Source organism: Streptomyces erythrochromogenes, assembly GCF_040684695.1.
Classification (GTDB): Bacteria; Actinomycetota; Actinomycetes; order Streptomycetales; family Streptomycetaceae; genus Streptomyces; species Streptomyces erythrochromogenes_C.
This window is the reverse complement of the sequence record NZ_JBFBGM010000015.1, coordinates 98,846-125,843: the sequence shown is the minus strand read 5'-3', so window position 1 is coordinate 125,843 and position 26,998 is coordinate 98,846. Positions and strand designations below refer to the sequence as shown.

The following is a 26,998-nucleotide window of genomic DNA, read 5'->3' as shown; positions in this document are numbered from 1 at the left end:
CGATGGCTGGTGACGAGGTGGCCCGGATGGTGGCGGCGATGGGTCCGCGGCTGCGGGTCGTGCGCGAGCGCCGTGGTCGCACACTCGCCGATGTCAGCCGCGCGACCGGCATCTCGCCCAGCACGCTGTCGCGGATCGAGACCGGCCGGCGCAAGCCCACCCTGGAAGTGGTGCTGCACCTGGCGAAGGAATACGCAGTCGCCCTCGACGAGCTGGCCGGCACCGCGCCCGTTCCTGAGGCCGAGCCCCGCAGCCCGGCGCCGCACAGCTTCGGAGACGACAAGACGGTGTTGCCGCTGACCCCGTACGTCGGCGGCCTGCACGCCCACAAGCATGTCCTGCCTGCCGTCGCGGAGCCGCCCGGACGGCCCCGACAGGTGTCCCACGAGGGCTACGAGTGGCTGTGCGTCCTGTACGGGCGGCTCCGGCTCGCACTCGGCGATCAGGACCTCGTCCTGACGGCCGGGGAGATCATCGAGTTCGACACCCGCACCCCCCACGGAGTCGCGAACGCCGGAACCGCCGGACCGGTCGAGTACCTGATCATGTTTGGACCCCAAGGAGAACGTCCCCGGCCGCGCACCCCTCCGGCCTCACTGCTCGGCTGCGACCGTGCGGGGCTTGAAGCGGATCGGGGCCTGGAAGCGGGCCTTGCGGGCGGCGCGCCGGAAGACGGTGAGGACCGCGGGGCCGGCCAGGCAGATGCAGATGAAGTTGGTGACGGCGCGGCCGGTGTCCCAGCCGAGGGACGTCGCGAGGTCGAAGGCGAGGTAGCGCTGGAACTGCTCGGTGAAGGGCAGGCCGGGCAGGTAGGCGATCGAGCTGTTGGGGTCGAGGGAGAAGGGCCAGAAGGAGAGGTTGAGGAGGAAGCCGAAGAGGTAGCCGGACGCTGAGCCGTAGACGGCGAGCATGGCCACCTCCTTGCGGCCCGTGGCCCGGGGGAGGAAGCCGGCGAGCATGCCGACGAAGGCGCAGCCGAACATCTGGTACGGCATCCAGGGCCCGACCCCGCCCGTGATGAGGGCGGAGGCGAAGAGCGAGGTGCAGCCCAGGGTGAAGCCGAAGCCCGGACCGTAGACCCGGCCGGCCAGGACCAGGATGAAGAAGACGGTCTCGATCCCGGCCGTGCCCGCGCCCAGGGGGCGGATCGCCGCGTTCACCGCGGACAGCACGCCGAGCATGGCGAGTGCCTTGGAGTTGATGCCGCCTTCGGCGATCTCGGAGATGACGACGCAGAGGACGATGACGAGCAGGACGCCGAAGATCAGCGGCGGTGCGTAGTTGGAGCCGAACTTCCCTGGCGCGACGAGGAACGGCCAGAAGAAGGCGACGATGCCGAGGAAGGCCGCCATGGCGATGACGATGCCGGCCCGCGCGTTGATCCGGATGGCCGCGGTGCGCACGGCGGCGGTCATCGGGAGGGATCCGTTTCGGCGTCGGTGAGGGTGGCGGTGACCTGGGCGACCGTGAGGTAGGGGAGCGGGGAGAGGATCTTCGCGGTCTGCGGGGCGAAGACGGGGGAGGCGACGATGACCTCGGCGGTGGGGCCGTCGGCGACGATGTCGCCCTCGGCCATGACCACGACGCGGTCGGCGGCGCGGGCGACGAACTCGACGTCGTGCGTGGAGATGACGACCGCGCGTCCCTGCGCCGCGAGGCCGTCGACGATGGTGATCAGCTGTTCCTTGGCCCGGTAGTCGAGGCCGCGGGTGGGCTCGTCGAGGAGCACCACCCGGGGAGCCGCCGACAGCTGGATGGCGAGGACGAGGGCGAGTTTCTGCCCCTCGGACAGGTCGCGGGGGTGGGTGGCGTCGGGGATGCCGGGTGCGAGGCGGTCGAGGATCTCGCGGGCGGCGGGTGCGTCCGCGCCGACTTCGGATTCGGTGTCGGCCTGGTCGAGTTCCTCCTTGACGCTCTCCAGGTAGAGGAGGTCGGTGGGGGTCTGCGGGACCAGGCCGACGAGACGGCGTGCCTCGGCCGCGGACAGCTTCCGCGGGTCCTTGTCCCTCCCCCCGTCGGTGTCGGAGACGTGTACCGTGCCGGCCTTGCGCGGTCCGGAGCCCTGGAGGGCCCAGAGCAGGGAGGATTTCCCGGAGCCGTTGCGACCCATCAGCGCGGTGATCTCACCGCCGCGCAGGGTGAGATCGACCTCGCGCACGGCGGGCACGCCCTGGTAGGTCACTGTCACCCCGTCTGCCGTGAGCAGGGTGTCGGCGGCAGGGGGTGCCGGGCGAACGGGCGGGGGAGTGGCCCCGGCGAGCCGTGCGCGCAGGGGTGCGGCAGCCCGGCGGGCGTCGCGGATCGACAGCGGCAGCGGGGTCCAGCCCGTCGCGCGGCCGAGCTCGACGACGGGCGGGGCGATGGAGGACGTACGGAAGACCTCGGAGGGCGGGCCGGACACCACGCGTCCGTCGCCGGGGAGGTGGATGACGCGGTCGGCGTACTGGACGACGCGCTCCAGGCGGTGTTCGGCGAGGAGGACGGTGACGCCCAGGTCGTGCACGAGCCGGGTGACGGCGGCCAGGACCTCTTCGGCGGCCGTGGGGTCCAGGGCGGAGGTGGGCTCGTCCAGGACGAGGATCCGCGGGTGGGCGGTGAGGACGGATCCGATGGCCACCCGCTGCTGCTGGCCGCCCGACAGCTCGTGCAGGGCGCGGTGGCGCAGGTCGGCGAGGCCGAGGAGGTCGAGGGTCTCCTCGACGCGCTTGCGCATCGTGGCCGGCGCGACCGCCAGTTGCTCCATGGCGTAGGCCAGTTCCTCCTCGACGGTGTCGGTGACGAAGCCGTCGAGCGGGTCCTGCCCGACGACCCCGACGACGTCGGCGAGTTCGCGGGGCGGGTGGTGGGCGGTGTCGCGGCCGTCGACGGTGACCCGGCCGTACAGGGTGCCGCCGGTGAAGTGCGGGACGAGGCCGTTGACGGCGCCCAGGAGGGTGGACTTGCCGACGCCGGTGTGGCCGACGACCAGGCAGAGTTCGCCCTCCTCCACGGTGAGGTCCACATCGCGCAGGACCGGCTCGGCCGTGTCCTCGTACTGGACGCTGACCTGGTCGAAGGTGATCACTTGGGTTCCTCGGTGCGTGGTGCCGGCACCGCCGGGCGGGCGGGCGCCGTCGGGGGCGGGGCCAGGAAGCCGGCCGTGCCGGCGAGCAGGATCGCCGCAGCGGGGACCAGAGGCAGGGTCGGCCAGCTGAGGGGATAGATCGACGGGTTCAACTCGGCCGCGTTGAAGCCGATGTTGGTGAAGAGCAGGACGGCGGAGAGGACGCCGCAGCCGGCGACGGCCCATTCGGCGAACCGCCAGGGGTCGGGCCGATAGGTGGTCCGGGTGACGCGGCGGCCGCCGAGACGCAGTCCGGCGAAGCAGAGCAGCGCGCCCGCGCCCATGGCGGGCAGGCCCAGCAGCTTCGGGGCGGTGGCGTCGAGGAGTCCGTACGCGCCGGCACACAGCCCGCACATGCCGAGCAGCATGAGGGCGCCGGTCAGGCGGCGCGAACCGCGGGTGGCGGTGCCCGCGCGGCCGTAGCCGCGGGAGTCCATGGCGGCGGCCAGGCGCAGGGACCGTTCGAGCGCATCCTCCAGGACGGGCACGATGATGCCGCGCAGGGCCCGGAGCCCCTTCGAACGGCCCGCCCGCAGGCGCTTGGCCCGGTGGACGCGCTGCACGCTCTGGACGAGCTGTGGGGCGACGCTGATGGAGACGGTGACGGCGACGCCCAGTTCGTACAGGGCGCCGGGCAGGACGCGCAGCGCCCGTTTGGGGTTGGCGAGGGTGTTGGCGGCGCCGATGCAGCACAGCATGCAGGCGAGGCGGAGTCCGTCCGTCGCGGCGGACAGCAGGGCTTCCAGGGAGACGGGTCCGCCGAGCTGGATGCCCGCGTACCAGTCGGGTGTGGGGATGTGGGGCAGGGAGAAGAGGAAGTGGTCGCGCGGGGTGATGCCGGTGGCGAAGATCGCGCGGAAGGTGACGCGGATCGCGACGACGGTGAGTGCCAGGTACAGGTAGTACTTGAAGCCGCGCGCCCAGGGGGCTTCCGTGCGGCGCATGGTGATGACGTAGCCGAGCACCGCGAGGACGAGGAACAGCAGCAGCGGGTTGTTGGTGCGGCTCACGGCGGTGGCCAGGGCCAGTGCCCAGATCCACCAGGCGACCGGGTGCAGGGTGCGGGGCAGGCGGCGGCCGCCCGTGTCCGGCGCGCGGCCGAACACGGGCGGCTTTGCAGGCTGAGCCGAGGTGGTGGTGCGGGACACGTGGCTACTCCGTACGGCGGCGGCGGCGCCGGGCCGCGAACACGGCGGCGGCGCCGATCAGCAGCACCAGCGCTCCGGTGGCGACGGCGGGCAGGTAGGAGCCGACATCGTGCTTCGCGTCGGCGGCCGGCGCCGCTTCGACCACCTCGGGGCCGGGAGCGGCCACGGCCGGAGCGCCGGACGAAGGAGACGTGGAGGGCGTGGGTGCGACGCTCTCCGCAGGGGTCGCCGAGGCCGACGGGCTCTCCGAAGCCGTGGGGCCGGGCGCCGGTGTCGTGGGCTGCGGGGCGGCCGGGGGCGGGTTCTCCGGCTTGGGGCCCGTGTTGACGTTCGGTGGAAGGGGCTTCGCCGTGCGGGTGTCCTTGGGCGCGGGCCCCCCGGTGGGTGTGGTGTTCTTGGCCCGGAGCTGGTCGGGGGTGACCGTCGGCTTGCCCTCGGTGCCCTCGATGTTCGTCCCGCCGAAGATCCACAGGTCGACGCTGCCGGGCTTCGGCTTGTAGAGCATGGCGCCCAACTGGCTGTACTGCCAGGTGTTCTGCCCGGGGTCGGCGTGCCAGTAGGACCAGTAGGCGGAGGCGGGTGGGGTCAGGACGCAGTCGTCCTGCTGCGGGGTCGGGTACTGCTTGCCGCCCTGGTGGCCGCTGTAGCCGATGCGGCAGATGAAGGCGGGGCCGTCGTGGCCGGTGCCGGTGGTGGCCCAGCCGCCCTGGTTGAGGAGTTCGTAGCCGGTGGTGGGGGTCGTACCGCAGGAGCGGTAGACCGGGCCGCCCCAGTGGCTGAAGTCCACGGCGAGGACGACCCCCGAGGACGTGGTGCACTGGCCCATGGGCTGTGGCGCGGCGCCCGCCGGGGCTGCGGTGGCGACGAACGCCGCCACCGTCAGCCCCAGCGCGGCGACGGTCCGGGCCAGGGACAGCACGACTCGGTTGCGGATCATGCCTCACCGCCCGGGGTCTCGCGGCGGCGCTTCGCGGCGCGGGTGATGCCCCAGCCGCCGAGTACCAGGACCATGGCTGCGGCGGCGAGCGTGCCGACCTGGGCGCCCGTGGAGGCGAGCGGGCCGCCGCCGGACCCCGACCCGGAGCCGCCTGCCGAGCCCGAATCGCCGGTCTCGCCGGGGGTCACGATGACGGGCGAGCCGTTGCCGCCGGAGGTGCCGCCGGACGTGCTGGGGACGGGCTCGGGGGTGGTGCCGGTCAGGTCCCGGGTCAGCGCGCCGAAGGAGACAGCGGTGGCGCCGCCGACGGCCTGGGTGGAGGCGCGCAGGTCGGAGCCGGTCTGGCCGCCCTTGGCGACGTTGAAGCCGCCGTCGGCGTTCTGCTGGCTCGCCAGGAACTTCCGGGCCTTCGCGATCTGGGCGCTGTACTTGGGCGCGTCCAGCGAGAGTCCCTGGACGGCGAGGGCCGCGGAGTTGACGGAGTTGCCGGAGGCGCCGGGGAAGCCGCCGTCCTCCTTCTGCTGGGTCGCGAGCCAGGCGAGCGCCTTGTCCACCGCGGCCTGGGAGCCGGCGTCGGGGAGGAGGTCCACGGTCATGGCCGCCATGGCGGTGGAGTCCACTTCGGGGCCGCTGGGCTCGCCGATCAGACTGACCCAGGCACCCGAGGGATCCTGGAGGCTCTTGAGGTAGGCGGCGGGCTCGGCCGCGGCGCCCTTCTCGCCGGCGCGGAGCTGGGCCATGACGCCGAGGGACTGCTTGAAGACGGACGTGGCGTAGGCGTAGTTGCCCTTGGCCGCGCACTCCTGGCGGGTGTCGGTCTTCGCCTGGCAGGTGATCTTGGCGAGTGCGGCGATCAGGTCCTGGCCGCCGAAGTTGCGGGGGTCGCGGCCCACGGACTGGGCGAGTACGGCCGCCTTGCCGATGGAGCCGCCGTTGGCGTACTTCGTTCCGACGAGGGTCCATTCGTGGATGCCGCGCTTCTGGCCGTCCTTGCCGCCCTGGTCCATGAAGTCGACGATGTTGCGCAGGGTGGCGTTGTTCTCGCCGGTGGCGGCGAGGGCGTACGCGCCGTCGATGGTCAGCCCGTAGTCGGCGAAGCCGCTGCCGGGCTGGCTCTCGTAGAAGCGGCCCTGCACCAGGCGGGACGGGGCCGTCAGGTACGCGACGCCCTTCTTCAGGTCCGGGCCCTCACCGGCCGGCGGCGTGGTGGGGGTGGGCGGTGTGGTCGGGGTCGGCGGATTGGCGGGCTTGGCCGTCAGAGTGGCGAGATCGCTGCCCGCGCCCGCGATCGCGGCGGTCGCGGTGGGGTACAGCCTCGATTCGGTGTCGTCCTCGCCGAAGCCGAATCCGCCCGTCGGGAGTTGGCGCTTGGAGAGCCAGGAGACACCGGCGTCCGCGAACGCCTCGTCGCCGAGGGCGCGCAGGGCCTGCGCGGCCCAGGCCGTGGCGATCGGGTTGCCGGTCGTCTCGTAGTGGACGGCCGGCCACGCGCCGGTCGCCAGCTGAGACCTCTTCAGGTAGTTGCGGGCCTTCTGCAGGACCGCCTCGTGGCCACCGGCCCGTTCCAGGGCCAGGGCGATCAAGCCGGTGGAGCCGGCCTCGCTCTCGCACCCTTCGCTTCCCGGCCGGATGAGGACGCTGGTGAACCCGCCGTCCTCGCACTGCAGGACGGTCAGCCGGGCCACGGAGCCCGCCGGGGGAGTCACACCGGCGTTGACGAGGGCGATGACGGCCATGGCCTGGCCGTCGGCCTGGCCGGTCGTACGGAAGTCGCCCTTGGTGAAGCAGCCTTCGATCGTCTCGCCGTCACCGATGTCGCGGGGGCAGGCGTACTTCACCAGGTCGCCGAGCAGGTCGTGGCCGCCGAACGCGCGGGGGTCCTTGCCGGTGGCCTCGGCGACGAGTGCGAGCCGGGCGGCGGCGGTGGCGTCCGGGATGCCGTCCTTGCCGGCCGGGTAGGCGTAGGCGTCGGTCTGCGCGGGTGTGGAGAGGAAGTCGGCGATCTTCTTGGCCGCAGGGCTCTTGCGGTCGGCCGCCGCGAGGGCGAACACGGCCTCCGTGGTGAGGAAGTGGTTCGGGGTCGTTGAGCCCTCGTCGACGATGCGCTCCCCGTCCGTCAAGGTCCCGGTGACCCAGCGGGTGGTCGCGGGCACGTCGACCGAGCCGGCGGGCACCTTGGGCGGGGCCGTCGGGACGGTGGGGTCGGGGGTGGTGAATCCGCGGACGTCGTCGGGGGTGAACGACGGCTTGCCCTTGGTGCCGGCGATGTCGGTGCCGCCGTAGACCCAGGCCTCCACGTCGCCCGCCTTGGGAGCCCGGGCCATGGCGCCCTGCTGGCTGTAGGACCACTTGCGCTGCCCGGGCGAGGCGACCCAGTACGACCAGTAGGCGGTGGCCTGCGGCGTGAGGACGCAGTTCTCCTTGTCCGGCGTGGGGTACTGGGTACCGGTGCCCTTGCCGATGCGGCAGATGAAGGCGGGGCCGTCGTGGACGGTGCCCTCCATGGTGAAGCCGGCCGTCTGCAGCAACTCGTAGCCTGTGGTGGGCGTGGTGTCGCAGCCCTTCTCCACCGTGCCGCCGAACGGGCCGAAGTCCACGGCGACAAGGGCCCCGGTGGTGGCCGTGCACTGCTCGATCGGGTCGGCCGAGGCCGGTGCCGACCCACCGACGAAGGCCACGCTCGCGGCGAAGGTCAGCAGCGCCGCCGATACGAGCGACAACAGCCCCTTGGTCCCCAGGTGTCGCTCTGATTGCTGTGCGGTCCCCACCACGGCCCCTCGTATCGGCCGGGCGGACCAGTGCGTGGCGAAAGGGCTTCCACAGCCCATGGGCGCACGGGGAAGCCGTTCGAACCACGCCGTAGTCCGCGACGGCGCTTCTCGCTGCAAAAACCTGGCTCCAGGCATTCCGACTCGCCCGGTGGTACCGGGCCTACGGTTGCGGGTCAGCGCCGGATTTCGACCGGCTTCCCCTGGAGCTGAGTGCTTATCAGTCGGAGTGGACCACGCGGATAAAGACACCGTCAAGGTGGTCTGCGTCTCACGCTGCAAGGCTGCAGAGACGCACGATCGGTCCCCGGCACGGTGGCTGGCGGACCCTTGATCACTCGGGTAGCGTCCTGGGCTGCCACATGGGGGAACCTGGTGCGAATCCGGGGCTGACGCGCAGCGGTGTGGGACGGCAGGGGGCCGTCACCGAGCCCGAATGCCCATATGGCGATGCACATCTCAAGCCGTACCACGCGTTCGGACGGCCGCCACCGAGCTCCGGGCCGCCTGCCTGCGAGAGCACCGGTCGGGTCGGCGTCCCTCATCCCAGGAGCAGGCCATGTCCCGTACCCGTATCCCGCGCCGCCTCACGCTCGCGGTGCCCGCCGCGCTCGGCGCGCTCGTCCTCACCACGCTCCCCGCCTTCGCCACCTCCTCGCCCGCGCAGATCGCCACGTCCAGGACGAACGGCGTGACGTATCTCAAGTCCCTCCAGGCCGCGGACGGTTCGTACGCGGGCAGCGGTCTGTCCAACGAGTGGGCGTTCAGCACGTTCGCAGCCGCCGGCACGGCCGTGGTCGACGTCTACCCGGGCGGTGACACCACCAAGAACGCGCGCACCGTCTACCGCAACCTGCTGTCGACGGCGGGCTGGCCCCAGGCGTCCCCGGTGGTCACCGACTATGAACGGGGCACGCTCAACGCCTACGCCGCCGGCATCGACCCGGCCCGCGTCTCGGCCTCCCGCAACCTCATAGCCCACGTCTACTCGTACTGGCAGACGGCCGAGACCGGCTACTTCGGCACGTCCGGCAACTTCAACGGCACCGTCTTTGCCGCTCTCGCTCTCGGAGGTGCCAAGACCCAGGCCGGCGGCGCCCGTGTTCCCCAGGCCCTGACCGACTCCATGGTCACGCGCATTCGAGCCAACCAGCACGTGGACGGCGGCTGGACGTACCAGAAGGGCGAGGGCAACCCCACCGTCCTGAACTCCGCGAGCGACGTCGACATGACCGGCGCCGCCATGGCCGCCCTGTGCGTGTCCGGTGTCCCGAACACCGACACCGACGTCGTCCAGGCGAAGAACTTCCTCAAGAGCACGCTCGTCTCCGGCAGCGGCGCGTTCAACTCCCTCTACGGGGTCAACACCAGCTCCAACGGCTGGGGCGTCGCAGGACTCAACGCCTGCGGATTCAACCCGCAGACCGGCGACTTCCTCACGGGCAGTGGCAAGACTCCGATCGACTTCCTGATCGCCAACCAGTACAACCCCGCCGGTGGGTTCAAGTACAAGCCTTCGGACACCGTCCCGTCCGCGTACTCGTCCATCGACGCGTTGCGCGCGGTCGCCGGCGGCGGCTTCACCACGGCCCCGCCCGTCCCGGTCACGCCGGGGGCCCCGCAGTGGGTCGCCCAGTCCACCTTCACCGCCGGTACGGCCACCAAGCTGGCGCTGACCGTCGACGACGGCGCCGGCAACCTCAAGGTCTGCTCGGTCTCGTTCACCCCGACCGGTACGACCACCACCCTCGGTGACGTCCTCAATGCCGCGGTCACCGCCGCCGCCCCGTCCGGTTGCGTCACCAGCGTCACGCCGTCGTCCGGCACCGGCACCATCACGGCGGTCAACGGCAAGGCCAACAGCGGCTCCAACACGTGGAAGGTGAGCGTGGACGGATCCTCGTTCGCCGGCGCCGCGCGCAACAAGGTCATCAACGTGGGCGACACCATCGCCCTGCGCTGGGGCGCCTGATCTGTCGACAGCAGTGCGGGTCGCGGGCCGGGTGCCTGCAACCCGCACTGTCGGACGCACCGCGTGGTTCCGCGAGCGGGCAACAGCGCAAGCGCCCCTAAGCCCAGGACAGTTGGCGGCCGTACGTCCTCCGGAGGGGACTAGAAGGACGTCCAGGTGAAGGCGACGTCGTCACCGGCCTTGATCTTGAACTGGCAGCCGCCGACAGGGGTCGGGGTGCCGTTGACGGAGATGCTCCAGTAGGCGGAGCCGCCGCCGCTGACGTTCTTGATCGTGTCGACGGAGTAGTCGTCGAAGGACGCGTACCAGGTGCCGTCCCAGGTGAAGCCCTTCTTGTGGGCGGCGTCGTCGAGGGCTGCCGTCGGGGTGGGGACCTTGGACGGGTTGGCGCCGCCGTTGGTGCCGTCGCACTTGTGAGTGCCACCGGTGGCGGTCGTGACGTCGTGGCCCTTGGTCTTGATCCTGCCCTTGAACAGGAGCCCGTCGGGGCCCTGGACGGTGAGGTTGACCTTGACGGCCGCGTTCGTGTTCGGCTTGGGGGCCGCCTCTGCCACGGCCGGAGCGGTGGCGAGAGCGAGACCGAGAGCCACCGCGGCGACTGCGGAGCGGCGGGCGGGTATCTGGCGCATGGTGCCTTCTTCCTGAGAGGGACGTCGGGTCCGAGCCGACGTCCCTCCGCCCGCACGCCCATCCCCTGCTCGTCTCCGTGAGGAAACGGGCAGGGGGCACCGGCCGGGGACGGGGGCTTCGCGCTGCAGACCATGACAGTGAGAAGCAGTACGCAGTGCACTCCGGGTACTCCGACTCACGGCGCCGGGCGCCGTTCACGGTTGCAGGTCAGCGCCGGATTCCCACCGGCTTCCCCCAGTTGTGCATGCATTCGATTGTGAGCTCCCGCCGCGTGGGCCGGAGCAGAACGCATCGTACGACCTGGTGGGCACGTGCTGGAAGCGGATCCCGCGAGACGGCCATATGGATGCCGGGCTTCCGTTCTGGCGGGCGTTCTGCCGCCGGGCAGCGCTACGCCCCGCCCAGCCGCCGCGCCTCTTCCACGGTCACGGGATCCCCTGCGCGTACCCCGTGCAGCACGTGGGCGAGGACTTCGGCACCCCGGACCACGCGGGGGCCCGGCCGATTGAAGTAGGCGGGCCCGTCCAGCACCCACACCTCGCCCTTGCGCACAGCGGGCAACCCCTCCCACCCGGGCAGCGAGGTCAGCAGATCCAGCTCGGTCAGGGTCCGTTCGGGAGGAAATCCGCACGGCAGCACCAGGACGACGTCCGGGCGTGCCTCGCGAACGGCCTCCCAGGTCATCGGCTCGGTGTGTTCTCCCTGCGCGGCCAGCAGCGGCTCTCCGCCGGCGCAGGTGATCTGCTCTGGCACCCAGTGTCCGGCGGGCCACAAGGGGTCGAGCCACTCGATGGCCACCACCCGGGGCGCCGGCCGACCTGCCGTGGCGCGCCGGACCTCGGCGAGCCGGTCACGCAGCTCCGCCCGCCGCCCTTCGGCCGTCTCACGGACCCCGAGCAGGTCGCCCACGGTGACGAGGCAGTCCAGGACGTCGTCCAGGGTTCGCGGTTCCAGGCTCACCACGCGAGGTCCGGTGTCCATGAGGCGCACTGCCCGGGAGACCGTCTCGTAGGACACCGCGCAGACCCGGCAGAGATCCTGGGTGAGCAGGACGTCCGGCGCGAGCGCGGCAAGTGCCTCCGTGTCCAGGGTGTAGAGCGAGGATCCGCGGTGCGCCGAGCCTCCCACCGCGGCGGAGATCTCCCGGCTGCTGAGCTCGTCCGCGTCGAATTCGGCCCGGGTGACCACGGGCACCGAGGCGATCGCCGCGGGCGGCCAGTCGCATTCGTGGGTGCGTCCGACCAGGTCAGCGGCGAGTCCGAGGTCCGCCACGAGGTCCGTGGCCGCGGGAAGCAGGGAGACGATGCGCATGCACCGACTGTAGGCCGCGCGGCGATGACTCTGGACTTACTAGGACGTCCAACTATATGTTCGGGGCACAAGGTCCGCGGTGCAGGGAAGCCGGTGAGAAACCGGCACGGTCCCGCCACTGTGACCGGGGAGTGTGCTGCCATCCACACGCCACTGACGAGGTCTGTCGGGAAGGCGGGCGGCACGCGGGGATCCGGGAGTCAGGATACCGGCCGCGGATTGTTCCGTGTTGTCCACGAGGATGGAGCAGACACGCATGGCACCGGTTTGTACCCACGACCCTGGTGATCCGGCGGAGCACGCACACACCGATTTCGCGCGCTCGTAGTTCTCACGGCATTTCCGCAGCGGCGTACCCCCACCCGGGTGCGGTCCGTCGGCCTGCCGTGCCATCCCCGGATCCAACCTGACGAGAGCAGGCATCCATGGTCCGTGAACTCACCCATTTCATCGGCGGAAAGCACACCACCGGCGTGTCCGGTCTCTTCGCCGACGTGTACGACCCGAACACCGGCGCCGTACAGGCACGTGTCCCGCTGGCCGGCCGCGCCGACACCGAAGCGGCGATCGCCAACGCCGAGGAGGCGCAGGCGGATTGGGGGCAGTGGAACCCGCAGCGCCGGGCCCGCGTGCTGCTGCGCTTCCTCCAGCTCGTCGAGGGCGAGCGGGAGAGCCTCGCACGGATGCTGTCCGCCGAGCACGGCAAGACCGTCGCCGACGCCCACGGCGACCTGCAACGCGGCCTGGAGGTCGTCGAGTTCGCCGCGGGCATCCCGCACCTGCTCAAGGGGGAGTTCACCGACAACGCAGGCACCGGCATCGACGTCCACTCCCTGCGCAGCCCGCTCGGCGTCGTCGCCGGAATCACCCCCTTCAACTTCCCCGCCATGATTCCGCTCTGGCAAGCCGCCCCGGCCCTGGCCTGCGGCAACGCGTTCATCCTCAAGCCCTCCGAGCGCGATCCGTCCGTACCGCTGCGACTGGCCGAGCTGTTCCTGGAGGCCGGGCTGCCGCCGGGTGTCCTCAACGTGGTCAACGGCGGCAAGGAGGCGGTCGACACCCTCCTGGACGACCCCCGGGTGCAGGCGCTCGGCTTCGTCGGCTCCACTCCGATCGCCGCGCACATCTATGCCACCGCAGCCGCGCACGGCAAGCGCGCCCAGTGCTTCGGCGGAGCCAAGAACCACATGATCGTGATGCCCGACGCGGACCTCGACCAGGCCGTCGACGCGCTGATCGGCGCCGGCTACGGCTCGGCCGGCGAGCGCTGCATGGCGATCTCCGTCGCCGTGCCCGTCGGGGAGGAGACCGGCGACCGCTTGGTCGCCGCCCTCAAGGACCGCATCGGCACGCTGAGGATCGGCCGGTCCGACGACCCCGAGGCGGACTTCGGGCCGCTGGTCAGCAGGGATGCCCTGGACCGGGTCCGTCGCTACGTGGACATCGGCGTGAACGAAGGCGCCGAACTCGTCGTCGACGGCCGCGGGTTCACCCTGGAGGGGCACGAGGACGGCTACTTCGCGGGAGCCACGCTCTTCGACCGCGTCTCGCCCCAGATGCGCGTCTACCGCGAGGAGATCTTCGGGCCCGTCCTGTGCGTCGTACGGGCTGCGGACTTCGAGGAGGCGCTGCGGCTGCCGAGCGAGCACCCCTTCGGCAACGGCGTGGCGATCTTCACGCGGGACGGGGACACCGCCCGCGAGTTCACCCGCCGGGTCAACACCGGCATGGTCGGCGTCAACGTACCCATCCCGGTGCCCGTCGCCTACCACACCTTCGGCGGCTGGAAGAAGTCCGGCTTCGGGGACCTCAACCAGCACGGCCCGGACTCGATCCGCTTCTACACCCGTACCAAGACCGTCACCTCGCGCTGGCCCTCCGGGGTCAAGGAGGGCGCGTCCTTCACGATCCCGACGATGGGGTGAGCACCGTGACCACCACCCTCACCGAGGACCAGCTCGCCCTCGCGGAGGTCACCCTCGACTTCGCCCAGGAGCAACTGGCGCCGCACGCTGTCACCTGGGACCAGGACAAGCACTTCCCCGTCGACGTCATCCGACGGGCCGCCTCCCTCGGCCTCGCCGGGGTCTACGTACGCGAAGAGCACGGCGGCTCCGGCCTCAGCCGCAGCGACGGCGTGCTCGTCTTCGAGACCCTGGCGACGGGCTGCCCGTCGATCGCCGGGTACCTGTCCATCCACAACATGGTCGCCTGGATGATCGACCGCTACGGCGACGAGGCCCAGCGCGGCGCCTGGCTGCCCGGTCTCTGCTCCGCCGCCACACTGGGCAGCTACTGCCTGACCGAACCCGGTGCGGGCTCGGATGCCGCCGCCCTGCGCACCCGCGCGGAGCGGCAGGGCGACCACTACGTGCTGACCGGCGTCAAGCAGTTCATTTCCGGTGCCGGCGCCTCGGACCTCTACGTGGTCATGGCACGGACGGGCGAGCCCGGTCCGGGCGGAATCTCGGCCTTCGTCGTCGAGCGCGACGATCCGGGGGTCTCCTTCGGGCCCAACGAGCGGAAGATGGGCTGGAACGCCCAGCCGACCCGGCAGGTGATCCTCGACTGCGTCCGGGTCCCCGTCACCCGGCGTCTGGGCGCGGAGGGCGACGGTTTCCGCATCGCCATGAACGGCCTCAACGGCGGCCGGCTCGGCATCGCAGCCTGCTCCCTCGGCGGAGCGCAGAGCGCCCTCGACCGGAGCCTGTCCTACCTCGCCGACCGGGAGGCGTTCGGCAGCCGACTTCTGGACGCGCAGGCCCTCCAGTTCCGACTGGCCGACATGGCGACCGAGCTCGCCGCCGCCCGGGCCCTGGTACGGCAGGCCGCCGAGGCCCTGGACAGCGGTGACCCCCTGGCCCCGCGCCTGTGCGCGATGGCCAAGCGCTTCGCCACCGACACCGGATACGCGGTCGCCGACGCCGCCCTCCAACTGCACGGCGGCTACGGCTACCTCAGCGAGTACGGCATCGAGAAGATCGTCCGCGACCTGCGGGTCCACCAGATCCTGGAAGGCACCAACGAGGTCATGCGCGTCATCGTCGCGCGCGGACTCACGGAGACACTGCGATGACCAACGACAAGCCCGTGGACCACGACCACGATCACCACGACGTCCTCGTGCGCACCGAAGGACGCGCCGGGTTCATCACCCTCAACCGGCCCAAGGCGCTCAACGCCCTCAGCCACCCGATGGTGCTCCGCATCGAGGAGGCACTCGCCGCCTGGACGGACGACCCCTCCGTCGAGCTGGTCGTCATCGAGGGCGCCGGTGACCGCGGCCTGTGCGCGGGCGGGGACATCCGCGCGATCTACGAGGACGCCCGTACCGGTGGAACCGCCTCGGCGGACTTCTGGCGGGACGAGTACCGGCTCAACGCCCTCATCGCCCGCTACCCCAAGCCGTACGCGGCCCTCATGGACGGCATCGTGATGGGTGGCGGGGTCGGCGTCTCGGCCCACGGCAGCGTGCGCATCGTCACCGAACGCTCCAGGGTCGCCATGCCCGAGACCGGCATCGGCTTCGTGCCCGACGTAGGCGGCACCTACCTGCTCGCCCTGGCCCCCGGTGAACTCGGCACCCACCTCGCACTCACGGGCGCCCCCGTCGGCGCGGCCGACGCGCTGCTGTGCGGGCTCGCCGACCACTTCGTTCCGTCGTCCGCGCTGCCGGCGCTGGCCCGGGAGCTGACCGCGGACTCCGTCCACGCCGTACTGGAACGGCACGTGGGGGAGGCACCGGCAGGGGAACTCGCCTCCGCCCGCGAGTGGATCGACCACTGCTACGCCGCCGACACCGCGGAGGAGATCGTGGCACGGCTGCTGGCCTCGGGCATCCCCGCCGCGAAGGCTGCGGCGGACACCCTGGCGGCCAAGTCCCCGACCGCCGTCAAGGTCACCCTGGCCGCGCTGCGCCGGGCGCGGCGGCTCGGACCGCTGGAGAAGGTGCTGGAACAGGAGTACCGCATCTCGTGCGCGGCGCTCGCCTCCCACGACCTCGTGGAGGGCATCCGTGCCCAGGTCATCGACAAGGACCGCGATCCGCGCTGGTCCCCGGCCGCCCTGGAGGACGTCACCCCGGCGGCAGTGGAACGGTTCTTCGCCCCGCTCGACGCGAACGAGCTGAGGCTCGTCGCGCCCACTTCGTCGCAGGAGGTCGTCTGGTGAGCAGTACCGTCGCATTCGTCGGGCTCGGTCACATGGGTGGCCCCATGGCGGCCAACCTGGTCAAGGCCGGACACCGCGTCATCGGCTTCGACCTCGTGCCCGAGCTGGTGGCCGCCGCCGCCACGGCCGGAGTCGAGGCCGCCGGTTCGGCCGCCGAGGCGGCTGCCACCGCCGACGTGGTGATCACCATGCTCCCCGCCGGCCGCCACGTGCTCGCCCTCTACCGTGACCAGGAGCTGCTGGTCGCCGCCCGGCCCGGGACCCTGTTCATCGACTGCTCCACGATCGACGTGGCCGACGCCCGCGCCGCGCACGAGGCGGTCGTCGCAGCCGGACACCGGGCGCTCGACGCCCCGGTGTCCGGGGGAGTGGTGGGCGCCGAAGCCGCGACGCTCACCTTCATGGTGGGCGGCGGGCAGGCGGAATTCGCCGCCGCCGAGCAACTGCTCGACGCCATGGGGAAGAAGGCCGTCCACTGCGGCGGCGCCGGCGCCGGCCAGGCGGCGAAGATCTGCAACAACATGATCCTCGCCGTCTCCATGATCGGCGTCGGCGAGGCCTTCGTCCTCGCCGAGAGCCTCGGCCTCGACCACCAGGCGCTGTACGACGTCGCCTCGACCGCCTCCGGCCAGTGCTGGGCCCTCACCGTCAACTGCCCCGTCCCCGGACCCGTCCCGACGAGTCCGGCGAACCGCGACTACCGGCCCGGTTTCGCCGCCCCGCTCATGGCCAAGGACCTGGGCCTCGCCGCGAACGCCCTGCGGGCCGGCGGAGTGCAGGCGCCCTTGGGCCTCAAGGCCGCCGAGATGTACGCCGAGTTCGCCGAAGGAGCGGGCGCGGACCTGGACTTCTCGGCGATCGTACGCACCCTCCGTCCCAGCGCAGCACACCAGAACGGATCTCCCGCATGACCGACCACGAGACCATCCTGCTCGAACGCAAGGGCCGCGTGGCCGTCCTCACGCTCAACCGGCCCGAAGCCCTCAACGCCCTCAACCTCCAGGTCATGACGGAGGTCGTGGCAGCGGCGGAGGAACTGGACCGGGACCCGGAGGTCGGCTGCATCGTCCTCACCGGCTCCCCGAAGGCCTTCGCGGCGGGCGCGGACATCAAGGAGATGCGCCCGCAGAGCTACATGGACATGTACCTCTCGGACTGGTTCACCGCCTGGGACCGCCTCGGCCAGGTCCGCACCCCCACCCTCGCGGCGGTCTCCGGCTACGCGCTCGGCGGCGGCTGCGAGCTGGCCATGATGTGCGACATCCTGCTCGCCGCGGACACCGCGAAGTTCGGGCAGCCCGAGATCAAGCTCGGGGTGATCCCGGGAATCGGCGGATCCCAGAGGCTCACCCGGGCCGTCGGCAAGGCCAAGGCCATGGAGTTGTGCCTGACCGGCCGCACCATGGACGCCACCGAGGCCGAGCGCGCCGGCCTCGTCTCCCGGATCGTTCCCGCCGACGAGCTGCTCGCCGAAGCGCTCGCCGTGGCCACCACCGTCGCCGACATGTCCAAGCCGGTGGCGATGATGGCCAAGGAAGCCGTCAACCGGGCCTTCGAGACCACCCTCACGGAGGGAGTCCGCTTCGAACGCCGGCTGTTCCACGCGGTGTTCGCGACGGCCGACCAGAAGGAGGGCATGTCGGCCTTCGTGGACAAGCGCCCGCCGCACTTCACCCACGGCTGAGGGCGACCGGCGTCGGCCATCGCCTGATCGCGTACTTCCCGCACGTAGCCCAGAGCCCTGCCGCCCCCGATGCTCCGGGGCGGCAGGGCTCTGGTCGCATCCGGTCAGTTCGGACCACGGACCGCTCGGGGGAGCCGGCGCTGCGCCGGACCGTTGTAGACGCCGAGGGGGCGGATCAGCGCGTTGTGGGCGAGCTGTTCGGTGATGTGGGCCGTCCATCCGGTGACCCTGCTCATGACGAACAGCGGCGTGAACATGGGTACGTCGAAGCCCATCAGGTGGTAGGCGAGCGCGGCCGGATAATCCAGGTTCGGGTGGATGCCCTTGCGGCCGATCATCGCGTGGCGCAGGGCCGCGTGCAGTGCGGCGAGCCGGGTCGCCTCCGGGCTCGCGGCCCGGGCGACGAGCCGGTCGGTGGCCTCCTGCATGATCGGAACGCGGGAGTCACCGTGCTTGTAGACCCGGTGGCCGAAGCCCATGATCTTGCGCTTCCGCGTCAGAGCCCGGTCCAGCCAGTCGGTGGCCTGCTCCGGGTCGCCGATCTCCCGCAGCATGTGCATGACCGCCTCATTGGCCCCGCCGTGCAGGGGACCCTTCAGGGCGCCGATGGCCGCCGTGACCGCGCTGTAGAGGTCGGAGAGGGTAGAGGTGACGACCCGGGCGGTGAAGGTCGAGGCGTTGAAGCTGTGTTCGGCGTAGAGGATCATCGAGATCTCGAAGCAGCGCACCACCTCGGGGGCGGGTACGGAGCCGAAGCACATGTGGAAGAAGTTCTCCGCATGGCCGAGGTCCGGATCCGGCTGGATGGGGTCCTGTCCGAGCCGGCGCCGGTGGTCGGCGGCGACGACGACCGGCAGTTTGGCGAACAGGGCCAGCGACTTGGCCAGATGGCCGGCGGTGCCCTCCTCGTCCTCGGTGGGGTCCTCCGCGCCGAAGAAGCTGACCGCGGTGCGGAGGACGTCCATGGGGTGGCAGGTCCGGGGGAGGCCGGCCAGCAGCTCGGCCGTGGTGCGGTCGAGCGGGCGCAGAGCCCGCTCCCGGGCCCGGAACCGCTCCAGCTCTCCGGCGTCCGGCAGCTCTCCGTGCCACAGCAGGTGGGCGACCTCCTCGAATGAACGGTGCGCGGCCAGCTCCTGTACCGGATAGCCGCGGTAGGTGAGGGAGTTGGTCTCCTCGATCACCGTGGAGATTGCGGTGGTGTCGACGACGACGCCGGCGAGGCCGCGGTGGATGTCAGGGGTGGTGGCGGTCATGGCTCACTCCGGTGGGGTCAGGTGCCGGGCGGCAGGGTGAAGTCGAAGACGTTTCCGTCGAAGGCGCTGTACGCGCCGTAGTCGAGGACCTCGTACAGGCGGGAGCGGGTCTGCATACCGGGGAGGAGGGACTCCTGGGACCCTTCCTCGGCGATCGTGCGCAAGCCGGCCTCGACCGCGCCCATGGCGAGGCGGAAGAGGGTCACGGGGTAGATGACGAGGTTGTAGCCGAGGTCTTCCAGTGCGCGGGCGGACAGCACGGGGCCCTTGCCGAACTCGGTCATGTTGGCCAGAAGGGGTACGCCGACGGCCTTGCGGAAGGCCTCGAACTCGGCCTCGCTGCCGAGGGCCTCCGGGAAGATCGCATCCGCTCCCGCGTCCACGTACGCCCTGGCTCGGGCGATCGCCGACTCCAGGCCCTCGACGGAGCGGGCGTCGGTACGTGCCATCAGGAGGAAGTCCGGATCGCGTCGGGCGTCGACGGCTGCCCGTACCCGGCGCACCATCGCATCGAGGGGGATGACCGCCTTGCCGTCCAGGTGGCCGCAGCGCTTCGGATTGACCTGGTCCTCCAGGTGGAGTCCGGCCAGGCCCGCGTCCTCCATGAGCTGGACGGTGCGGGCCGCGTTCAGCGGTTCGCCGAACCCGGTGTCGGCATCCACGAGGGCGGGCAGGTCGGTGGTCCTGGTGATCTGCTGGGCACGGGCGGCGACTTCGGTCGAGGTCGTCAGGCCGATGTCGGGCAGACCCAGGTCGGCGGCCAGCACCGCTCCGGAGAGGTAGATGCCGTCGAAGCCGGCCTCCTGGATCAGGCGTGCCGAGTACGGGTTGATCGCGCCGGGCATGCGCAGCAGCCGGCCCGAGGAGAGCTGTTCCCGGAAGCTCCGGCGCCTGGCCGCCGCCGTGGTGCGGGTGTGCAGCATCAGAACAGTCCCTTGGGCAGCGTCCCGTCGTAGGCGACGGTCCGGGCGGTGTCGACGGCGGGGAACAGCGCGGCGAGCCCGCCGGTGTCCAGCTCCGCGAGCCGGCCGGCGGCATCGAGGAAGCGGTCCCGGTCTTCGGCCGTGACGGTGCCTTCTGCCAGGGTGCGGAACTTCCCTGTGTACGCGGCCCGGTCGAAGGGCCGCGCGCCCGCCGGGTGTGCGTCGGCGACACCGAGTTCGTCCTCGATGACGCTGCCGTCTTCGAGAGTGACGACCAGACGCCCGCCGAAGGCCCGGCGCTCCGGGTCGGGGTGGTGGTACCGCCGGGTCCACTCGGGGTCCTCGACGGTGGAGATCTTCTTCCACAGCTCGACGGTCGCGGGCCGCTGGGCACGCTCGGGGGCGTAGGACCGCTCGTGGTGCCAGGTGCCGTCCTCCAGCGCCACGGCGAGGATGTACGGGACGGAGTGGTCGAGGGTCTCGCGGCCGGCCGTCGGGTCGTACTTCTGCGGGTCGCCGGAGCCGGATCCGATCACGTGGTGGGTGTGGTGGCTGGTGTGCAGGACGGCGTCGCGGATTCCTGCGGTCGGGCCGGTCTTCTCCCGCATCCGACGGGCCAGGTCGATGACCGCCTGCGCCTGGTACTCGGCCGAGTACTCCTTGGTGTAGGTGTCCAGGATCGCGCGCCGGGACTCTCCTGCGGCGGGCAGCGAGAGCGTGTACGAGGACTGCGGCCCGTTCAGCATCCTGGCCAGGAAGCCGTCCTCTCCTTCGTAGATCGGCGAGGGGGAGTGCTCGCCGCGCATGGCCCGGTCGACGGCCTCGATCGCGGCCTTCCCGGCGAAGGCCGGGGCGTAGGCCTTCCAGCTGGAGATCTCTCCCTTGCGGGACTGCCGGGTGGCCGTGGTGGTGTGCACCGTCTGCTGGACCGCCTGGTAGACGGTCGCGGTGTCGAGGTGGAGCATGGCCCCGAGGCCGCAGGCGGTGGCGGCGCCCAGGTGGGCGACGTGGTCGATGCGGTGCTCGTGCAGGCAGATGCCCCGTACCAGGGCGACGTGCACCTCGTAGGCGGCGATGATCCCGCGCAGGAGATCGGCACCTGAGCGGCCGGTGTGCTGGGCGACGGCCAGCAGGGGCGGGATGTTGTCGCCCGGGTGGGAGTAGTCGGCGGCGAGGAAGGTGTCGTGGAAGTCGAGCTCGCGTACGGCGGTGCCGTTGGCCCAGGCCGCCCACTCGGGGGAGACCCGCACGTCCGGCGGCAGCCCGAAGACGCAAGCTCCGGGCGTCGCCCGGTGGGACGAGGCCTGCGCCCGGGCCACCGCGACGGGGCGTCGCAGCAGGGAGGCCACGGCCACGGAGGCGTTGTCCACGATCCGGTTCACCGCCATCTCGGCGGCCTGCGGATCGAGGGCGGAGGCCGGCTCGGTTCCCGTGGCCGCCTCGGCCAGCTTCCAGGCGAGCTGCTGCTCGCGCGGAAGGCGGGCGGCGCTGGGGTGGACGCGTACCTCGTGCTCGATCACGGAACTCCTCAGGTGCGGAAAGCGAAGGTTTCGATGCCTCACCCTTTCCCGCATCCGGAGCCGAAGCGACAGCTCCAACCTGCGGAATCACTCCCGTCAAATCCTGCGAATCTGCGAATCTTGCAAAATGGGCGAGTGCTACCTTCGCAAGAGAGGAACGGGTGAAGGGACGCTGTCTCCACATGGGACGCACGGCCGGACGGAAGATCTATGCGCACGCGAAGCTGCGCAGGCTGCGGCGCGAGCGGGGCATGAACCAGGTGGAGCTGGCCCGCGCCCTGGACCTGTCCACCAGTTACCTGAACCAGATCGAGCACAGTCAGCGGCCGCTCACCGCCCCGGTCCTGCTGAAGATCGCCGAGGTGTTCGGGGTCGACCCCGAATTCTTCTCCGAAGCCGACGAGGAACGCCTCACCACCGATCTGCGCGCGGCCCTGGCGGACGAGGCCGGCGGGGTCTCGGTGGCCTCCGACGAGATCGCGGACATGGCCCGCGACCATCCGGACATCGCGAAGGCACTCGTGGCGCTCCACCACCGCTATCGGGACGCGGCCGAGCAGGTCGCCGCTCTGGCCCCTCCCGGCGACTCCACGGTCGTGGTGCGAGCAGAACCGCACGACGAGGTGCGGGACTTCTTCTACGCCCACCACAACCATTTCGACGAGCTCGACACCGAAGCAGAAGCTGTTGCGACGGCCCTGGGCAGCGGGTCCGTGTCCCGCACGGCGGACCGTCTCGCGGAAGTCCTCGCCGCCCGGCACGGAGTCACCCTCGTCGAGGGTGCCCCGGACCGGTCCTCGGACGCCCGCCGCTTCGACCGCGAACGCGGCCTGCTGTTCCTGTCGCCCCGGCTGACCGACGCGCAGCGTGCCTTCCAGCTCGCGACCCAGCTGGCGCTGCTGGCGTACCGCCCCCTGCTCGACTCCCTGGTCGACGACACCGAGTTCGACTCCGAGGCATCCGCGGGACTGGCCGGGGTCGGGCTGGCGAACTACTTCGCGGGTGCGCTCCTGATGCCCTACGGGCCCTTTCGGGCAGCGGCTGAGGAACTGCGCTACGACATCGAGCTCCTCCAGGCCCGCTTCGGAGTCGGCTTCGAGACGGTCTGCCATCGGCTGAGCACCCTGCAGCGCACCGGGCAGCGCGGCGTGCCGTTCTCGTTCTTGCGGGCCGACCGGGCCGGCAACATCTCAAAGCGCCAGTCCGCTACCGACTTCCACTTCTCCCGGCTGGGCGGCACCTGCCCGCTGTGGACCGTCTACGAGGCGTTCTCCGCACCCGGCCGGATCCTGACCCAGGTGGCGGAGATGCCGGACGGCAAGAAGTACTTCTGGATCGCCCGCACCGTGACCCGCGGCGGCTACGGCCATCACGGCCGCCGGGCCGAGTTCGCCGTCGCGCTGGGCTGCGAACTCCGCCATGCGTCCCGGCTGGTCTACGCCGAGGGTCTCGCGGTGGCGGACCGGTCCGCCGCGACTGCGATCGGGCTCGGCTGCCGCATCTGCGAACGCCGCGACTGCGCACAGCGGGCCAGGCCGCCGGCCGGGGGGCGCCTCGAAGTGGACCCCGACCGGCAGACGTACGTGCCGTACCCGGTGTTCAGGAGCGGGTGATCCCTCCCTGGGGTGGTTTCACTTCCCGCCCAGCACCTTTGCGTACTCGGTGAGCGCACTCTCCTGGTCCCAGGTCAGATGCCGGATCTCCCAGATCAGCGAGGCGGTGTCGACCACCTCGGGCGCCGGTTCGCGAAGCGCGGCCGACGGGCGGACACCGGTCAGCCCGGCCAGCACGGCGACCGGTACGCCGAGCGTCGCCGCGAAGCCGTCGAGCATCTCCGCATCGAGTTCCTTGGTGCCCAGTCCCACGGCGCCGATGGTCGAGGCCGCCTTGCACACACCGGACATGAGGCACATCGCCTTGGCCGCCCCGGACCAGTTCAGGTTGCGGAGCGCCAGCATCCGCAGGAGGAGCGAGCCGAAGCCCGGCGGGTACTCCTCGTACGGGCGGGGCTTCCAAGGAGCGAGCGTGCCCGCCGGCGCGGTCATGGTGGACGCCCGGGCGCGCAGCAGCCGCCGGGCCGACGCGGGCAGCGCGAGGGAGCGCGACACCAGGGAACTGGAAGCGCCGGCCGTCTCGTCGAAGAGCCACGCGCTCGCGGGTACGGGCAGGTCCGCGACGAGCAGCAGGTCGTGGGTGTGCAGCCCGGTCCGCTGCGCGAGGGCGTCGAGGAACTCCTCGGTCGGAGGCCATGCGGGCGGAAGACCGGCCAGGTTCGCGAGGCGCGCCAGCAGTACCTCGGGTTCGGGATATGTCGAAGGTTCCATGACCACCACGGTAGGTAGGGGATTGGGGGCGGGTCCGCGCGGGCTGGACCGACTCCAGCCGCGTCAGTTGCGTCAGCTGCGTCGGGACGAGGACGCGCCCGTGACGGGGTACGGGACGAAGGTGCTGCTGTTCTCGTCGACGGCCAGCGCACGGCCCAGGGGCGGCACGGCCCGCTGTGGACAGTCGAGGCGTTCGCAGAGCCGGCAGCCCATGCCGATGGGGGTGGCCGCCGCCGTGCTGTCGAGGTCGAGCCCGTCGGCGTACACGAGCCGCGAGGCGTGCCGGATCTCGCAGCCGAGGCCGATCGCGAAGGTCTTGCCGGGCTCGCCCCAGCCGCCGCGGTGGCGGGTGACGGCCCGGGCTGTCCACAGGTACCGCTGTCCGTCGGGCATGGCGGCGAACTGGACGTGGATGCGGCCGGGCGCGGCGAAGGCCTCGTAGACGTTCCACAGGGGGCAGGTGCCGCCGGCGCGGGAGAAGTGGAATCCGGTGGCGGACTGCCGTTTGGACATGTTCCCCGCCCGGTCGACCCGTACGAAGGAGAAGGGCACCCCGCGCAGCCTGGGGCGTTGCAGGGTGCTGAGGCGGTGACAGACGGTCTCGTAGCCGAGCCCGAAGTGGTCGGTGAGCCGCTCGATGTCGTAGCGGAACTCCTCGGCGGCCGTGTGGAAGGCCGTGTACGGGAGGATCAGCGCGGCGGCGAAGTAGTTGGCGATGCCGATCCGGGCCAGGGGACGGGCCTCGGACCCCGCGGGGAAGTCCTCCGCGGCCAGCCGGTCCAGCTCGTCGCCGTATTCGAGGAGGGCGAGCTGAGTGGCCATCCGGAAGGCCTGCTGGCCCGGGCGGAGTCTGCTCGACAGGTGCAGGGTGCGGCCGTCGGCGTCGTAGTGGTGGAGCCGGTCGGAGTCCGAGGCGATTCTCACCCCGTGCCGGTCTGCGAGGCGGTGCGTCAGGGCGCGGATGACGTCCCCGGGACGGAGTCCGATCTCGCGGGCCAGGCCCTCGGCGGCGAGGTCGGTGTCGTGGAGGTAGTTCTGCCGCCGGTAGAAGAACTCGCGGATCTCCTCGTGGGGAGAGCGCGGGGTCTCCGCCGGGCCGCCGCGGCCTTCGGCCACGTCGGCGAGGCGCTCCGCGAGAAGCTGGCTGCGTCGCCCGAGATCCAGCAGCACCGAGGCGACCGCGGGCATCCGGGTGGCCAGCTCGGCCAGGTCGGAGGAGGAGACGCGGGCTTCGGCGACTTCCTTGGCCAGTGCCTCGCGCAGGTCGGCGACCATACGGCTGGTGTCCCGCTCCGAGAAGAACCCCGGGTCCACCCCGAAAGCCTCGGTGAGGCGCAGCAGCACCGGAACGGTGAGCGGCCGGGAGTCGTGCTCCATCTGGTTGAGGTAGCTGGGCGAGATGCCCAGCACCCTGGCCAGGTCGGCCTGCGTCATGCGCCGCTCCTCACGCAGCCGCCGCAGCCGTGCTCCCGCGTAGGTCTTGCTCACCGGACTCCTCCACCGTCGGACGGGTCTCGACAGCATACGGCGAACTGACTCGTCAGTAACCTTCGCAAGGTTGGCAATTTCCGCCTCGAAGATTCGCAAACCTTGGCAGATGTACACCCTTGATGGCACTCAGTGCCAGTGCCAGAGTCGGTCCTGCGGCCAGCCGGAACCGGTGGCCGGGAAGGACCGCAGAACATCGATTCATGCCCTGATTTCGATGCCCTGACGCTCCACTCCCGGCAGATCGGCAGCATTGCTCAGCTCCGTCCCACCGGGCGGGTTCGGCGGCCGCACCCTCTCTATCAGGCACAGAGTGCCAATGCGTGGATCCCTGTCAGGGGCATTGGCAAGACAAGCGACGACGGAAACGGTGACGGTCATGGCAGAGGCGAACAAGGCGGCGGCCGAGCAGCTCAAGCAGCGCTGGGCGGACGACCCGCGATGGGCGGGCATCGAGCGCACCTACACGGCGGAGGACGTGGTGCGGCTCTCCGGCAGCGTCCGGGAGGAGCACACCCTGGCCCGGCGCGGTGCCGAGCGGCTGTGGCGCCAGCTCCACGAGCAGGACTACATCCACGCCCTCGGAGCCCTCACCGGCGGCCAGGCGGTCCAGCAGGTCCGGGCCGGCCTCCAGGCGATCTACCTCTCCGGCTGGCAGGTGGCCGCCGACGCCAACCAGGCCGGCCACACCTACCCCGACCAGAGCCTGTACCCGGTCAACTCGGTCCCGCAGGTGGTCCGCCGCATCAACAACGCGCTGCTGCGCGCCGACCAGATCGCCACCGCGGAGGGCGGCGCCGACACGACGGACTGGCTGGCGCCGATCGTCGCGGACGCCGAGGCCGGCTTCGGCGGCCCGCTCAACGCCTTCGAGCTCACCAAGGCGATGATCGCGGCGGGCGCGGCCGGCATCCACTACGAGGACCAGCTCGCCTCCGAGAAGAAGTGCGGCCACCTCGGCGGCAAGGTCCTCGTCCCGACCTCGCAGCACGTGCGCACCCTCAACGCGGCCCGCCTCGCCGCCGACATCGCCGACACCCCGACCCTGATCATCGCCCGCACCGACGCCCTCGCCGCGACCCTCCTGACCAGCGACGTCGACGAGCGCGACGCCGAGTTCTGCACGGGCGAGCGGACGGCCGAGGGCTTCTACCACGTCCGCAACGGCATGGCCCCGGTCATCGCCCGCGGTCTCGCCTACGCCCCGTACGCCGACCTCATCTGGGTCGAGACCGGCACCCCGGACCTGGAGCAGGCCCGCGAGTTCGCCGAGGCGATCCACGCGCAGTACCCGGACCAGATGCTGGCGTACAACTGCTCGCCGTCCTTCAACTGGAAGGCCGCCCTCGACGACGACCAGATCGCCAAGTTCCAGCGGGAGCTCGGTGCGATGGGATACCGCTTCCAGTTCATCACCCTGGCCGGCTTCCACTCGCTCAACCACGGCATGTTCGACCTGGCCCGGGGCTACGCCGAGCACGGCATGACCGCCTACGTCGACCTGCAGGAGCGCGAGTTCGCCGCCCAGGCCCAGGGGTTCACCGCCGTCAAGCACCAGCGCGAGGTCGGCACCGGCTACTTCGACCTGGTCTCCACCGCCGTCAACCCGGCCTCCTCCACCACCGCGCTCTCCGGTTCCACCGAGGAAGAGCAGTTCCACTAAGCACCTCTGCTCGGCCCGGCCGGGCCTGCCCCGGCGCACTGTCGCTCGTCGTCCGACGGCGCCCGAGGGTCCTGCCCTCGGGCGCCCGCCGCCCCACGCTGAGG

General features: G+C 71.4%; 20 protein-coding genes, 1 pseudogene and 2 riboswitches. Of the genes and pseudogenes, 9 read left to right on the top strand and 12 right to left on the bottom strand.

Going from position 1 to position 26,998, the window contains the following annotated elements; all coding sequences use genetic code 11:
* Positions 1-2 precede the first annotated feature (2 nt).
* Positions 3-596, top strand: a pseudogene (locus AB0O53_RS22420) (helix-turn-helix domain-containing protein); the annotation flags it as partial.
* On the opposite strand, the gene AB0O53_RS22415 reads toward AB0O53_RS22420, so the two are convergent.
* From AB0O53_RS22415 to AB0O53_RS22395, 5 genes are read right to left on the bottom strand one after another with little or no spacing between them, the layout of a single operon-like run.
* Positions 594-1,415: an ECF transporter S component family protein gene (locus tag AB0O53_RS22415; RefSeq protein ID WP_350997745.1), complete on the bottom strand. Its 822-nt coding sequence runs from the start codon at positions 1,413-1,415 to the stop codon at positions 594-596. The pseudogene AB0O53_RS22420 and the gene AB0O53_RS22415 overlap by 3 nt on opposite strands.
* Complete coding sequence (locus AB0O53_RS22410) at positions 1,412-3,064, bottom strand: ABC transporter ATP-binding protein (protein WP_365197701.1); 1,653 nt, start codon at positions 3,062-3,064, stop codon at positions 1,412-1,414. Before AB0O53_RS22410 ends, AB0O53_RS22415 begins: the two co-directional genes overlap by 4 nt.
* Positions 3,061-4,251 carry an energy-coupling factor transporter transmembrane component T gene (locus tag AB0O53_RS22405; RefSeq protein WP_350997751.1) on the bottom strand — a complete coding sequence of 397 codons (1,191 nt, stop codon included), beginning with the start codon at positions 4,249-4,251 and terminating at the stop codon, positions 3,061-3,063. Before AB0O53_RS22405 ends, AB0O53_RS22410 begins: the two co-directional genes overlap by 4 nt.
* 4 nt (positions 4,252-4,255) lie before the next feature.
* Entirely contained in the window at positions 4,256-5,188 is a 933-nt protein-coding gene (locus AB0O53_RS22400; protein WP_365197698.1) for a hypothetical protein, read from the bottom strand.
* Positions 5,185-7,956 carry a prenyltransferase/squalene oxidase repeat-containing protein gene (locus tag AB0O53_RS22395; RefSeq protein ID WP_365197696.1) on the bottom strand — a complete coding sequence of 924 codons (2,772 nt, stop codon included), beginning with the start codon at positions 7,954-7,956 and terminating at the stop codon, positions 5,185-5,187. The genes AB0O53_RS22400 and AB0O53_RS22395 overlap by 4 nt, the downstream gene beginning before the upstream one ends.
* Positions 7,957-8,289: 333 nt before the next feature.
* Positions 8,290-8,418, top strand: a riboswitch (cobalamin riboswitch).
* A gap of 97 nt (positions 8,419-8,515) precedes the next feature.
* Between AB0O53_RS22395 and AB0O53_RS22390 the strand changes: the two genes are divergently transcribed.
* The gene (locus tag AB0O53_RS22390) at positions 8,516-9,928 is read left to right on the top strand and encodes a hypothetical protein (RefSeq protein ID WP_365197693.1); all 1,413 of its coding nucleotides are present in this window, start codon (positions 8,516-8,518) and stop codon (positions 9,926-9,928) included.
* Positions 9,929-10,068: 140 nt separating this feature from the next.
* On the opposite strand, the gene AB0O53_RS22385 is transcribed toward AB0O53_RS22390, so the two are convergent.
* Both AB0O53_RS22385 and AB0O53_RS22380 read right to left on the bottom strand, forming a co-directional pair.
* Positions 10,069-10,557, bottom strand: a complete 489-nt coding sequence (locus tag AB0O53_RS22385) for a DUF4430 domain-containing protein (protein WP_350997761.1) — start codon at positions 10,555-10,557, stop codon at positions 10,069-10,071.
* A 391-nt stretch (positions 10,558-10,948) separates the two neighbouring features.
* A complete protein-coding gene (locus AB0O53_RS22380; RefSeq protein ID WP_350997763.1) occupies positions 10,949-11,869 on the bottom strand; it encodes a cobalamin-binding protein in 921 nt (306 codons plus the stop codon).
* Between the two features lie 60 nt (positions 11,870-11,929).
* Positions 11,930-12,100: riboswitch (cobalamin riboswitch) on the top strand.
* Between the two features lie 194 nt (positions 12,101-12,294).
* Here AB0O53_RS22380 and AB0O53_RS22375 point away from each other — a divergent pair.
* The 5 genes from AB0O53_RS22375 to AB0O53_RS22355 are packed head-to-tail and all read left to right on the top strand — an operon-like array spanning position 12,295 to position 17,723.
* Entirely contained in the window at positions 12,295-13,794 is a 1,500-nt protein-coding gene (locus AB0O53_RS22375; protein WP_350997765.1) for a CoA-acylating methylmalonate-semialdehyde dehydrogenase, read from the top strand.
* On the top strand, positions 13,791-14,945 hold the full coding sequence (locus AB0O53_RS22370; protein WP_350997768.1) for an acyl-CoA dehydrogenase family protein: 1,155 nt from the start codon (positions 13,791-13,793) through the stop codon (positions 14,943-14,945). The genes AB0O53_RS22375 and AB0O53_RS22370 overlap by 4 nt, the downstream gene beginning before the upstream one ends.
* Entirely contained in the window at positions 14,942-16,039 is a 1,098-nt protein-coding gene (locus AB0O53_RS22365; protein ID WP_365197688.1) for an enoyl-CoA hydratase/isomerase family protein, read from the top strand. The genes AB0O53_RS22370 and AB0O53_RS22365 overlap by 4 nt, the downstream gene beginning before the upstream one ends.
* Positions 16,036-16,950, top strand: a complete 915-nt coding sequence (gene mmsB, locus AB0O53_RS22360) for a 3-hydroxyisobutyrate dehydrogenase (RefSeq protein ID WP_350997774.1) — start codon at positions 16,036-16,038, stop codon at positions 16,948-16,950. The genes AB0O53_RS22365 and mmsB overlap by 4 nt, the downstream gene beginning before the upstream one ends.
* Positions 16,947-17,723, top strand: coding sequence for an enoyl-CoA hydratase (locus tag AB0O53_RS22355; RefSeq protein ID WP_350997777.1), 777 nt, complete (start codon positions 16,947-16,949; stop codon positions 17,721-17,723). The genes mmsB and AB0O53_RS22355 overlap by 4 nt, the downstream gene beginning before the upstream one ends.
* Before the next feature lie 104 nt (positions 17,724-17,827).
* Here AB0O53_RS22355 and AB0O53_RS22350 read toward each other — a convergent pair whose 3' ends face one another.
* From AB0O53_RS22350 to AB0O53_RS22340, 3 genes are read right to left on the bottom strand one after another with little or no spacing between them, the layout of a single operon-like run.
* Entirely contained in the window at positions 17,828-18,976 is a 1,149-nt protein-coding gene (locus AB0O53_RS22350) for a bifunctional 2-methylcitrate synthase/citrate synthase (RefSeq protein ID WP_365197684.1), read from the bottom strand.
* A gap of 17 nt (positions 18,977-18,993) precedes the next feature.
* Complete coding sequence (prpB, locus tag AB0O53_RS22345) at positions 18,994-19,899, bottom strand: methylisocitrate lyase (protein ID WP_350997783.1); 906 nt, start codon at positions 19,897-19,899, stop codon at positions 18,994-18,996.
* The gene (locus AB0O53_RS22340; protein WP_350997786.1) at positions 19,899-21,419 is read right to left on the bottom strand and encodes an MmgE/PrpD family protein; all 1,521 of its coding nucleotides are present in this window, start codon (positions 21,417-21,419) and stop codon (positions 19,899-19,901) included. The genes prpB and AB0O53_RS22340 overlap by 1 nt, the downstream gene beginning before the upstream one ends.
* Before the next feature lie 182 nt (positions 21,420-21,601).
* Between AB0O53_RS22340 and AB0O53_RS22335 the strand changes: the two genes are divergently transcribed.
* Positions 21,602-23,032 (top strand): short-chain fatty acyl-CoA regulator family protein, encoded by a 1,431-nt coding sequence (locus AB0O53_RS22335; protein WP_365197681.1) that lies wholly within the window; start codon positions 21,602-21,604, stop codon positions 23,030-23,032.
* An 18-nt stretch (positions 23,033-23,050) separates the two neighbouring features.
* On the opposite strand, the gene AB0O53_RS22330 is transcribed toward AB0O53_RS22335, so the two are convergent.
* Both AB0O53_RS22330 and AB0O53_RS22325 read right to left on the bottom strand, forming a co-directional pair.
* Positions 23,051-23,743: a hypothetical protein gene (locus tag AB0O53_RS22330; RefSeq protein ID WP_350997791.1), complete on the bottom strand. Its 693-nt coding sequence runs from the start codon at positions 23,741-23,743 to the stop codon at positions 23,051-23,053.
* Between the two features lie 72 nt (positions 23,744-23,815).
* A complete protein-coding gene (locus AB0O53_RS22325; protein ID WP_350997794.1) occupies positions 23,816-25,231 on the bottom strand; it encodes a short-chain fatty acyl-CoA regulator family protein in 1,416 nt (471 codons plus the stop codon).
* A 379-nt stretch (positions 25,232-25,610) separates the two neighbouring features.
* Between AB0O53_RS22325 and aceA the strand changes: the two genes are divergently transcribed.
* On the top strand, positions 25,611-26,894 hold the full coding sequence (gene aceA / locus AB0O53_RS22320) for an isocitrate lyase (protein WP_350997797.1): 1,284 nt from the start codon (positions 25,611-25,613) through the stop codon (positions 26,892-26,894).
* The last annotated feature ends 104 nt before the right edge of the window (positions 26,895-26,998 follow it).